This window comes from Paenibacillus sp. UNC499MF (assembly GCF_900107975.1).
GTDB lineage: Bacteria > Bacillota > Bacilli > Paenibacillales > NBRC-103111 > Paenibacillus_F.
Genome location: NZ_FNVF01000009.1, coordinates 1 through 11,619, shown reverse-complemented (window position 1 = coordinate 11,619; position 11,619 = coordinate 1). Strand labels below are relative to the sequence as shown.

The 11,619-nt window shown below is 48.4% G+C and carries 10 protein-coding genes and 2 pseudogenes; 2 read left to right on the top strand and 10 right to left on the bottom strand.

Annotated features, from left to right (window positions below; genetic code table 11):
• Position 1: 1 nt before the first annotated feature.
• The 5 genes from C4S74_RS18120 to C4S74_RS26850 form a co-directional block, all read right to left on the bottom strand.
• On the bottom strand, positions 2–694 hold the full coding sequence (locus C4S74_RS18120) for a TetR/AcrR family transcriptional regulator (protein ID WP_103996701.1): 693 nt from the start codon (positions 692–694) through the stop codon (positions 2–4).
• Positions 695–750: 56 nt separating this feature from the next.
• Complete coding sequence (locus C4S74_RS18115; RefSeq protein WP_103996700.1) at positions 751–1,929, bottom strand: NAD(P)/FAD-dependent oxidoreductase; 1,179 nt, start codon at positions 1,927–1,929, stop codon at positions 751–753.
• A gap of 497 nt (positions 1,930–2,426) precedes the next feature.
• Positions 2,427–2,885: an SMI1/KNR4 family protein gene (locus C4S74_RS18110; RefSeq protein WP_103996808.1), complete on the bottom strand. Its 459-nt coding sequence runs from the start codon at positions 2,883–2,885 to the stop codon at positions 2,427–2,429.
• Between the two features lie 338 nt (positions 2,886–3,223).
• A complete protein-coding gene (locus C4S74_RS18105; protein WP_103996699.1) occupies positions 3,224–4,126 on the bottom strand; it encodes a type II CAAX endopeptidase family protein in 903 nt (300 codons plus the stop codon).
• Positions 4,127–4,149: 23 nt separating this feature from the next.
• Positions 4,150–4,341 (bottom strand): hypothetical protein, encoded by a 192-nt coding sequence (locus C4S74_RS26850; RefSeq protein WP_146065512.1) that lies wholly within the window; start codon positions 4,339–4,341, stop codon positions 4,150–4,152.
• 319 nt (positions 4,342–4,660) lie between these two features.
• Here C4S74_RS26850 and C4S74_RS18100 point away from each other — a divergent pair.
• Positions 4,661–5,032, top strand: a pseudogene (locus C4S74_RS18100) (enolase C-terminal domain-like protein); the annotation flags it as partial.
• Between the two features lie 36 nt (positions 5,033–5,068).
• Here the strand turns inward: C4S74_RS18100 and C4S74_RS18095 are convergent.
• Genes C4S74_RS18095 through C4S74_RS18085 form a run of 3 tightly spaced genes read right to left on the bottom strand, consistent with a single transcriptional unit; the run spans position 5,069 to position 8,702 of the window.
• Positions 5,069–6,253 (bottom strand): aminotransferase class I/II-fold pyridoxal phosphate-dependent enzyme, encoded by a 1,185-nt coding sequence (locus C4S74_RS18095; protein WP_103996698.1) that lies wholly within the window; start codon positions 6,251–6,253, stop codon positions 5,069–5,071.
• A complete protein-coding gene (locus C4S74_RS18090) occupies positions 6,246–7,184 on the bottom strand; it encodes a D-alanine--D-alanine ligase (RefSeq protein WP_103996807.1) in 939 nt (312 codons plus the stop codon). Before C4S74_RS18090 ends, C4S74_RS18095 begins: the two co-directional genes overlap by 8 nt.
• Positions 7,185–7,211: 27 nt before the next feature.
• On the bottom strand, positions 7,212–8,702 hold the full coding sequence (locus C4S74_RS18085; protein ID WP_103996697.1) for a PLP-dependent aminotransferase family protein: 1,491 nt from the start codon (positions 8,700–8,702) through the stop codon (positions 7,212–7,214).
• 273 nt (positions 8,703–8,975) lie between these two features.
• On the opposite strand from C4S74_RS18085, the gene C4S74_RS18080 reads away from it, so the two are divergent.
• The gene (locus C4S74_RS18080; protein WP_103996696.1) at positions 8,976–10,406 is read left to right on the top strand and encodes a PLP-dependent aminotransferase family protein; all 1,431 of its coding nucleotides are present in this window, start codon (positions 8,976–8,978) and stop codon (positions 10,404–10,406) included.
• An 87-nt stretch (positions 10,407–10,493) separates the two neighbouring features.
• Here C4S74_RS18080 and C4S74_RS18075 read toward each other — a convergent pair whose 3' ends face one another.
• Positions 10,494–11,030, bottom strand: coding sequence for a pyridoxamine 5'-phosphate oxidase family protein (locus tag C4S74_RS18075; protein WP_103996695.1), 537 nt, complete (start codon positions 11,028–11,030; stop codon positions 10,494–10,496).
• Positions 11,031–11,280: 250 nt separating this feature from the next.
• Positions 11,281–11,619: pseudogene (locus C4S74_RS18070) on the bottom strand (hypothetical protein); the annotation flags it as partial.

Below are 11,619 nucleotides of genomic sequence, written 5' to 3'. Positions count from 1 at the left end.
TTTAACTCCGCTGCAAGCCGTTGGCCTGTACAAGGCCGTTCACGATTACTTCCATTCCCCAATAGAACCGTTCCTTGGAAACGGTGTCCCCGGAGAACAATTCCTCCTTCAGACTGTTAATGAGCGGAAAACGGACCGGGTCCGAAGCCTGGTAGGAATGCCGGATGGCCGCCATATGCTCTTCGCCGTGCTTGGACCTTGCCGCCTGCTCGAAGGCGACGGAGGAAACGTACAGCAATAACAGATCCATTCCCCATGCCGCGGATACGGACGTGATCCCGCCTTTGTGCAGGACGGCAAGCAAGTGTTCGTTCAGCCGGAAGGCATGAGTCCCGATCGGAATCGCCTGAAACGACAGCTCGGCAAGCCCGGGCTGCTCGATCAGCAGCATCGCATACGAATCCAACGCCCCGAACAGCTGCTCCTTCCAATCGCCATCCGTAAGCTCCGGCAGGACGAGCTCGCCAAGGCCATGGTCCAGCACATACGAGCTCAACTCCTGCAAATTTTTCACGTATACATAGAGCGAGGAAGGTCCCGTATCCAGCGCTTTGGCCACCTTTCGCATGCTCATGCCCGAGATGCCTTCCTTTTTCAACAGCTCATAGGCTGTCTTCACAATCAGCTCATGACTGAGCGGTTCTTTGGCCGGACGAGCCCGGCGGCTGACAATTACACGATTAGGTTGTTTCATCATAATTTCCTTATATCATACCGAGAGAAAATAGTAAATCCGGTATGCAGGGACGTTTAAGCTCCATCGTGCTGCCCGTGATAGAAATTCATCAGCTCGGCAAACTTCGGAGCGGCATTATCCGAGAAGCACAGAACGAGATTATCGTACGACTCCCGCGCCTTTTCCGAAGAATAGGCATACATCTTCTCCTCGTATTCCTCGATTGCCTTTGCCGTGTTGCCCTCATGCCGCACGATTGCAAGGGCAAGCTCCATCGCGTCCTGCATCGCCAGATTGACGCCTTCGCCGGCGAACGGTGACATGACGTGGGCGGCGTCGCCGATCAGCGTGACCCCGGAATTACGCTTCCACTTGAAGCCGGCCGGCAGCATGTAGATCCGTCTTGGTAGAACGGCATCATCCGCATAGCGGATATAATTCTGCAGTTCTCCCTCCCAATCCTGAATCAGTCCAAGCAGCTGTGCCTTCGCTTCCTGGGGCTGATCGGCCGTGATACCGCTTGCTTCCAGCCATTCCCGCTCGGCCTTCAGGCTCACATATACCTTAATCCGTCCGCTGCCGTTAAGCTGGGCCAGGATGCCCATGTTATCGTCCAGCGCAAACATCTTGCCGCGCCTGTTGAATGCGGCCAGATCCGGATAGCGGTTCGCCGCGTCCGTTACATTTAGCTCGAACATCGTCAGGCCCGTATAGTCCACATCCGTATCCGAAAGCAGCGGACGAACACGGGAGAAGGTGCCGTCCGCCCCGATCACAAGATGTACCTTATCGACGAACCCGTTCTCGAAATGCAGCTCGGTCATGCCGCCGGCGAGAGAAACAGCCTTATCGAGCTTATACCCGTATCGGATGGTCGACGGATCCAATTTGCTTAAGAGCAAATCGCAGAGCTCGCCGCGGTCGATCTCCGGCCGCTCTCCTTGCACATCCTCTTCAACCACTTCATCCATGTAGCATCTTCCCGTCTTGTCGAAAAGCCGGAAATCTTCCCCTTCATATCTTGCCAGCCGTTGAAACGCCTCATATAGTCCGGCTTCCTTGAGCGCCTGCTGCCCGGATTCCTCGTGAATGTCCAGCGAACCGCCGCGCTCATGGCTCTTGTCTTCTTGCTCCCGCTCATAAATGACGGATGGAATGCCGTGTTTCTGAAGAATGAGCGCTAGCGTAAGGCCGCCTGGGCCGCCTCCGATAATGGCGATACGCCGTTGTTCTTTCGCAATAGTTAAGGTCATCGTGAACAACTCCTTTGGGTAATTTTATGTGTAATAAGAATGTGATAAAGATGAAAACAGCGTATTTACGAACACCGTCCTTTAAGAACGGTGTTCGTTTTAAGCGGCAGAACACCCTTCGTCTCTTGGAGTCCAGACTTGATCAAGAGATATTTTGCTCAAAGTTGGTTTAGTGAGCGTTAATGAGCACCTTTTATTTATACCACAACGAACACTGTTCGTAAAGAACATAGTTCGCTTAAAATTATTCCATCTCGATTCTTCACAATTTTTTGGCCCGCTTATGGAGTTAGCGTCATGCTGCGTCTTCAATCAGACTTGTAAGAAAAGACAGCCGTCACCCGGCAGCCTCCTCAACTTTATTATAAATTCAGTCGTGTTCCGGCAAACAAACAGTGTTCAACTACCCACTACGATCTGGCACTCGGCAGTTGAAGAGTTTCGCTCCACACCCGGCCCTTGAACATTCAAGCGGCGATTGAAGGATGTGTTCTAAGTTAAGAACGTTCATCGATCAACTGTTCTAAAAATTCCGCAAATGTCAAAGCATACGTATCGATCAAGTCATTCATGAGATCATAGCGCATAATCGGGAATTCACCGTGTTCATCTTTGGAAGACGTATCAAAATAGTAAAGCTCGTCGCTATCCGGAACGAACAAGTCCAGCCTGTGGGGAAACCGGCTTACCAGCCACTCCTCCGCTTGGTTGAGCCTATGTATATAAAGAATGTCGCTGTCGTCATACTCCCTGTGCTCCGGAGATGTGACCGTTAGAATATGTCCGCCGCCCAACCCGGCATTTCCGTAGCGGGTTAGCCACCAGCGGTAAGACGGAGGCAGCCTGAATCCTAACTCCTCTTCCAATTCCGTTATCCAGCTCTCTTCCGCACCGTGGCCAGGAAACCATTTTAAAGCGGAGGTTGTTTTCAGTTTGTCTGCCAAACGCTCATACATGGGTTTCATCCTCTCTTCCTGCCTGTTTTATTTCCAGATCCTACCCTTTACTATATCACATAAAGTTACGGACATCAGTGCCGATACCGACTTAAGACTCATGACCCTGTGCGGGTTAGACAGAGAAAATTGCGCTCGAAGTATGATTTCGCAAATCGGTTTAGCTCCGTAATCAGGCTCTGATAAATCAGAAGTAGTAACCCATAATAAAACTGCCTGTTTTTTGATTTCAAACGTACAGAGGAGCAGATGAATGTGAAAAACAAGTGGTTTGATTCCAGCTAATTTTCTGAGTTACCAGATTCTTTGCTAAAGAAAAAGTTAATCGGGTTAACGCATTAAAATAAGAAAATCTCTAAAAGAAACCAAATTACGGAAATGAAAATTGGTAAAAACCAATAGTTTAATTCTTTGTTAAAATTTTTTGCCATTTTAAATTGTTGTTCTTGTCTTTTAATTTTGTGCAGTAAAAGCCAACATATATATAATGCTGGTATTGACGCTACACCCGATAAGCCCAATAATACATATTCAGGTGAATCAGAGGACATAGATTTCACCAAGTCTCCGCCTTGAAAGTATGACCCCACAACGTAAGAGATGTTTGTTACCATATGCACAAGGATAGCTGGCCAGATTGATTGTGCGTATATCACGATTAGTGAAGACACCCACGCAGCGAAAAATAACTCTATTAACCTGTATGGATTATCATGAAAAAGAGCAAATAGAAAGGAACTTATTGCCGCCGCGATCCATCTGCCTTTCTTCTCAAATCCCGTTAACAGAACCCCTCTGAATAGAAGTTCCTCACAAAACGGTGGTATGACTCCTATAGCAACGATCAGAACAATAAGAGAAGTGATGTCTGTAGCTATTGGATAAATAGATACCTGATATGTTCTACCGAATGTAGATGAAATGATCTCAGTCAATTGGTGTATAAAGAGTATGAAGATTTGGCTAATCGCATAAATTAGTAAACTATATAGCATCGTTCGCCAAGTGACCTTGCGGAACTTAAATACAATCTTCCAGGATAGCTTCTTACGCTTCATCCATAGGGTAGCAGGCATGACATTTAGACCAATCTGTGCAAATGCAACATACAAGATAAAAAAAACTAAATGAGCGTAAAGTTGTTGCTTATCTGGAAACAAAAAAGTAGACAACATATTACCTGATAAATAAGAAATGAGGAATAACCAAGCCGCGCCTACTGCACTCAAGCCTCTATCCATGGTTCTCGCCCTCCCGGCGTTATTCAAGAATGACCGAGTTCTTTTTCTATACGCTGAACGGTTCGCTTGGATTTAATCAGACCTGCCGACACTGAAATGATGATGCCTGATATTACAGGAATCAATGGCCAATCCATACCTTCCAACAGCAAACCATAAACCCATTTTCCTAATGGCGCAGAAATGTCAATGAGTGTATTCGCAACTCCCCACACTTTACCCCGATACTCCTCAGCTATATTGAATTGAAAATACGTATACAACGGAATTCGGACAAACATCTGTAATATGCCAATAATAAAAACCAAGCCACAATACAAAGCAACCGGGAAGCTTTGCCCTGAGGAATGAACCCAAGGCATGCTCGACATAGACCAACATATGATAACCACACCCTGGATTATAAGAAAATCAAAAAAACGGCGAATGAATGATTGGATCGATTTAAGTCGGAGCAAAGTGATCGAGCCGCCAATCATACCAAGCGCCCAAAAACCCTGTATTAGAGCTAGATCAGTTCCCTTAAGTCCCAAAACCCTGCTTTCCCGGCATGCTCTGGATTATATTACTCCCGATCCCTTGCATCTTACAGGGATAGACGAGTACAGGGAAACGTTAAGCCTCGCCAGAAAATTTGGCATTCGTGCAATGCCTCATGCTTTTGATGGTGCATTAACACGCTTATATGCTTTATTCGCTCAAGCCTGCTTGGAACCATGGAGCAAAATGGAAACGGAAATGATCGAACCTGTGGAATGGGATGTGATGGACAACCCGTTTAACCATTTGATTTCGGTTCAACCTTCAAATGGTGAGATAGCCATTCCATCCGGCGTCGGAATCGGGATTGAAATCGACTTGGACATGCTTGCATTTTATCAATGGGACGGAAGCAGTTACGAATAGTTTCCTGCAAGGTGACGGAATGTGGTGATCGTATCATCAAATCGGCTGCGTCACCCGCATAAACCTTCCCATCCGCTCCAGCACCTTCTCCAAATCGAAGAGCGAAGCTGCATAGGAGCAGCGAATAAAGCCCTCTCCGCCGGAACCGAATACATGTCCCGGCACGACCGCCACCTTCGCTTCCTCCAGCAGCCGAAGAGCGAACTGCTGAGATGACATGCCAGTACAAGCAATGGAAGGAAAGGCATAGAAAGCCCCCTCAGGCTCGTGACAGGTCAGCCCGATTGCATTCAAGCCTGCTACAAACAGCTTGCGGCGTTCATTGTAGCTCGCCATCATCTCATCCTTGGCAGCCAAGCCATGACGCAAGGATTCGATCGCGGCGATCTGTGCAAGGGTAGGGGCGCACATGGCCGTGTACTGGTGGATTTTCAGCATGCCGGCTATCAACTCGCGCGGGCCGCAAGCATAGCCTACCCGCCAGCCTGTCATCGCGAACGCTTTGGAAAAGCCGCTGATGACAATCGTACGCTCCTTCATGCCCGGAAAGGAGGCGATACTGACATGTTTTCTTCCATAGGTCAGCTCGGCATAAACTTCATCCGAAATGACAACCAAATTATGTTTGATAATGAGCTCTACAATCGGCAGCCAATCCTGCTCCGTCATAGTTGTTCCGGTCGGATTACACGGATAATTGATCATCAAAGCCTTCGAATGAGGTGTAATCGCCGCTTGAAGGGCTTGGGGAGTCAGCTTGAACTGCTCCTGTACCGTAGTCGCCACCTCCACGATTTTACCGCCATGCAGATGGGTAATCGGTTCATAGGCAACATAGCTTGGCGCGGGAATAAGCACCTCATCGCCCGGATTAATCACGGCTCGCAGAGCCAGGTCGACGGCTTCACTGCTCCCCACTGTCACGATGATTTCCTGCCCGGGATCGTAGGAAAGCGCGAAGCTGTCGGCAAGATAAGCCGAAAGCTCCTCCCGCAGCTCCATCGAGCCGGCATTTGAGGTATATTTCGTCTGCCCTTCACGCAATGCTTGAATGCAGGCTTCACGTACCTTTTCCGGCGTAACGAAATCCGGCTCTCCGACTCCAAGGGAGATTGTATCTCCGCCTGCTGCATTCAGATCAAAAAAAGCACGAATACCGGAAGGCCGAATATCCCGTACACGCGAGGATAAAAACCGCCCTGTACCCTCTTCGCTAAACATCTTGCACCGTCCCCCATTCCTGTTTCCGCTCAAGGAGCGAGCTGGCAATAATCCGGTCCAGCAGCTGTGTATACGTCATCCCTGCTGCTGCTGCGCTCTTCGGAAGCAGGCTGTTCCCGGTCATTCCGGGTAAGGTGTTCACTTCCAGCACGTAAGGTACATCCTGACACAAAATCATATCGACCCTTGCATAGACCTTGCACTGCAGCAGCCGGTAGCAGGCAAGCGCCACTTCACGCACACGCTGCCGGGTAGCGGGAGGTAGCCGGATCACTTTTTCCTCAGCGCCGTCAGTCTCATATTTCGCTTTGTAGTCGAACCATTCCGAATGCGCGGAGCAAATACCGATAATCGGTAATACCTCGCCGTCCACAATCGAGCAGGTAAGCTCCGTTCCTTTAATATAGGGCTCAATCAAGATCGCCTGATCGAAACTGCAAGCTTTCTGAACAGCCGGGAGCAATTCCTTCTCATTATGCACCAGTTGGATACCGATGCTCGATCCCCCCGTATTCGGCTTCACAATAACCGGGTAACCCAGCTGCTTCACCGCCTGCGGTTCATAATCGTTCATCCCCTGCCAGCAAAGGCCTTCAGGAGTATGCACGCCTACAGTCTTCAGCAGTCTCTTGGATAGCTGCTTATTCATGCATAAGCTGCTTGCCAGGACACCGCTGCCTGTATATGGAATGCCCATTGTCTCCAGCGCTCCCTGCACCGTGCCGTCCTCGCCATATTGGCCATGAAGCGCCAATAGCGCGAGATCGATACCGGTCTGCTGAGCCTGTGCGATTAAATCCGCTCGCCGATCGATTACAATGGGAACCGCCTCATAGCGGCTGCGATCCAAATGCTGGATCATCTCTTGACCTGTCTGCAGAGAAATCTCACGCTCAGAGGAAATACCACCCATAATAACGCCGATCTTCATCATGACACCTCATTCTCTTAAAAATCATTAGGCCTGAAGAAAACTGCGCGCCTCCTGGCCGATTATCTGTATACCCCGCTCGATATTTTCATCCGTTACTCGTGAAAAACCAAGCCGCATTGTATTCGTCCCTTCGCCTTCTTGAATAAAGAACTTGTCTCCCGGCGTAAAAATAACACCCTGTTCCGTGCAAGCTTCTAGCAGTTGGCGAGTATTTACGCTTGACGGGAAGGTAAGAAACAAATGCAAGCCCCCGTCGCCGGACAGTTGCGCCTCAGGGAGGTGTGCTTCACAGCATGCCTTCGTCAGCTCATATTTGCGCTTATATTCCATACGTGCTTTTTTTATATATTTGTCGAAATTTCCGTTGAGCAAGTATTGATATAAAATCGATTGATCGATTGTTGAGGTATGAATGGTGCGTGCACGCTTAATGCTTTCCAGGTTGTTGATCAGCGCCCGGTCTCCAAGCACCCAACCCACTCGCAGGCCAGGGAACAGCACCTTGGAGAGGCTGCCGATATAGATGACTCCGTTCCCCTGCCCTGCTGTCGCTATTAACGGGGCAACATGCGCTCCCGAGTAGCGCAGCTCCTCATTGAATCCATCCTCGATCACTGGAATCTGATAACGGGCCATTAATTTGATAACGGCGCTGCGCTTCGCCGGCGACATGACGATGCCTGTAGGATTGTGATAGGAAGGAGTCAAATAGGCCAGATCGAAGCTATTTGTCTGTTTCTGCAGCACCTTCTCAAGCTGTTGCACATCAATACCGTCATGTTCCATCGGAATACCGGTAATTTCAAATCCTTGCAGTTTCAAATTTTTGATCGCTGTATGATGGGTCGGATTTTCACAAATTGCCGCTCCGCGGCGCGCCGAAGGGCGCAGTGCCGACAGCACTATGTCAAAGCCTTCTGTAAACCCGCTTGTAATCAGCATATCCTTTCCGCTTATATCGATGCCCTTATTCTCCATATAACGGATCAGGTAATCGATCAGCGGTTTATAGCCCTTGGCATAGCCGTAGTTGAGCAGCACATGCCCTTCGATTGCCATCCGATCCATAAAGGCTCGCCTTACACCCCTTAGATCAAACAGCTGCTCATCCGGAGCGATGCTTGTGAAAGAGATGACTTCTTTTTGGGCGCGAATGCCCTGCTTCATCCTATCCAGCTCCACAGCCGTTATAGCATACTCGTTCATTCTTGCCTTCCAGTCGATCTGCCAGGCGGCAGAGCAGTCAGCTCCTCCGTTGTCTGTAGTCAAATGGACTCCCGTAGCTGCCACATAGCTGCCTTTGCCGGGAATCGCATACCTAAATCCGTCATCCTCCAGGCCTTCATAGGCTGCAATGACGGTATTGCGGCTTACCTTTAGCAGCCCGCTCATTTCTCGTGTGGAGGGCAGCTTCTGATCCGCTTGAAGCGCCCCTTTTATAATTAACCGTTTGATGTATTCTTTCACTTGTAGCGCGACCGGACGGTCACCGACGAGCTTGAAATTCTGGAACATCGTTCATCGCCCCCATCTATAATGATGGCATAGGAGACGAGATAAAAAAAGAACCACCGCACTGGATTTTTAATCCTTCGGTGGTTCCTCCGCATTTTATCCCCTGTACGTCCTCATATTCATACTTGTACCGGTCTAAAAAAACCGATAATTCTATCGTTTGCAAAAACAACTAGGGTTATGATAACGTATCAGTAAATGGAGTGTTAATGATTATTCATAGTTAATGTTTATGAGCAATCCATAATTCGGAGAAACACTTGAGGTGAACGAATGCTAAAAGTAAACCGAGATGACGAACGTCCCATCTGGCAGCAGCTTCTAGACCAAGCGATTCATAATATCACAACCGGAAAATGGCCGCCGGGCGAATTGCTGCTCCCATCCCGCGAACTCGCTCCCTTGATTGGCGTTTCCCGTTCAACCATACAGATTGTTTACGAGGAGCTGTTCAGTCGCGGGTACACCGTAACCTCTCGTCGCGGCGGGACAAGAGTCAGCAAATGGACATATGCGACTCGTCCTTCAGAGGTTGCAGCGACACAAGGACCCGTCCCCCCCGAATTGCCTTTATTAAACTCTGCAATCGGGCATTTGCACAGCTGGTTCGGAGACAAAGCAAATCGAAAAGTAGAGATCGACTTCAGTCCCCATGAGCCTTATTTAGACGAACATTTTCAAAAGAATTGGAGGCAATCATTTTTACATGCCTCCACTGAAACTGACCTGGACAGTTGGGCTTACGGCGACTCCTATGGATTCCTGCCCCTGCGAGAACAGATTCAACGTTATTTGTCACTTGAACGGGGCGTTCATGTGAACACCGATCAAATCATATTAACCTCCGGCGCGCAGCATAGCATCGACTTGATCGCACAAGCCCTTTTGCATGAAGGTGAAACGGTTTCGGTTGAAGATCCCGGCTTCCCTGCCGCCTGGATGGCGATGAAGTATCGGCGTATGCAAGTCGTCCCCGTTCCCGTCGACGAGTACGGCCTGTGCGTTAACCGCATTCACCCTCAATCCAAACTTGTCTTTGTTACGCCATCGCATCAGTGTGCGGTTGGAGTTATTATGTCGGAGCCTCGCAGGCAACAATTGCTACACATGGCTGCCGGGCAGCGGTTTTGGATTGTCGAGGATGATTACGACAGCGAATTTCGATATCGCGGCGACCCGCTTCCAACCTTGTTCAGTCAGCGACCTCAGAACACGTTGTATATGATGAGTTTTTCCAAAATGGTTGCTCCCGGTATTCGGATATCGGCAATCGTTGGTCCCAAAGAGGCCATTCGTCAACTTGCCCGAGTCCATGAATTAACCTATCGTCATCTTCCGATTATGGAGCAATTGACGCTTGCTCATTTTATCGAACATGGTCATTTCATGCGCCATATGAGACGAGTTCGAAATGTATATCGGCGCAGACACGAAGCCATGACGAAGGCCATCATCACGACAGGTCTGAGTGAACACTTCACACTAAGCGGCGTAGAAACGGGGCTGCATATGCTTCTTGAGGCTAATCGATCCTTTGACGAAGAAGCCGTGACCAACCTGGCACTTCAAAAAGGAATCCGTGTTTATCCGCTTAGCGCGTATTGTTTGGAGAGCGATCGTAAAGGATGGGTACTGGGTTTTGCTAAAGTAGATGAAACAGCCATTGAAGAAGGCATTTATCGGCTAGCGGAGATGCTAGTATAAGACAAGCATCCCCGCTCCTGATCGTCCCGGTGCGCGTTTACGTTCCAGTAATAGCCATCCGGCAGGTAATGTATAAATAAAACTAGCTTATACGGTTTTTCCAGGTTTGAACATTTTTTCTTCTTCTATTGCATTTTCTTTCGCGGTGATATGATGGGGATCAATTCTGTATACCTGAACGGCACCGCCAAATACCGCCGACCGGTATTTATCTACGTGCTGCCGAGATAACGGACGATTATAATAACCAGGCACATACTTATCCATCATTTCTTGCAGCATGAGTGTAGCTTCATCCAGATCGACGATAGGCTGTGCCTTGCCAAAAATCATCACACTCATATACGACGTGTCCGTCTTGGCAGGCACCGGATCAGTAATCGTTCCATATTCTTCACACACCGTAAAACAGACTTCCGGATTAGCACTCATAACCTGATTTCTTCTCCCGCCGGTGGCTCCATGGAAATAAAGCTTCCCATTTGTCCAAACGAAATTGAGCGGAACTACATACGGCAGATGACCGTCGACCATACCAAGTTGTCCAATTCGAGCTTGCTGCAGAAATGTATCCATCTTACTCTTGTCCAACACTTCTCTGATCTTGTAACGTACTCCATCCATTGTTATCACTCCTAGTGTATTGAAGGATTATTAGGCAAGTTTATCAGCCTTTGGAATGAAACTAAATGTCCATAAAGATAGAATTGAAGCAATCCATAACTCACGCATTGCTCTCCTGTCATGAGATAAAGAAAGCGTCAAATAACCCCCACCTATAATGAGGTGAGGGCTGTTTGACGCTTACTTTCATGCAGTACGAGGCTCATTTGACCTACTTTCACTTTGGTTAAATGAGAGTGGGAATCACTTGTTATTTCTTCGAAGATGGTTCATTTTTGTGTTCAATCACTTGCAATACTTTAGGTTCAATGGCTTTTAACATTTGTTCATTGGATTGGTTACTCTTAGGTACTTCGCCTTGCTTTTCACCTTGAAGCTGTCCATCAACCTGTGTTTGGGAAATGACAGCAATCACCTGTTGTTTGGAGACATTTTTAGACGCCGCCACTTCCACGACAGATTTACCTTTTGCCAATTCGGCTTTCAATTCTTCCGGGCTGATTTTCAGTAAGGAAAACAGTTTCGGATCATTCAAGAAACCATCGGCAAAATAATCAGGCTTGCCGTCTCTCGTGAAATAACCTTCCAC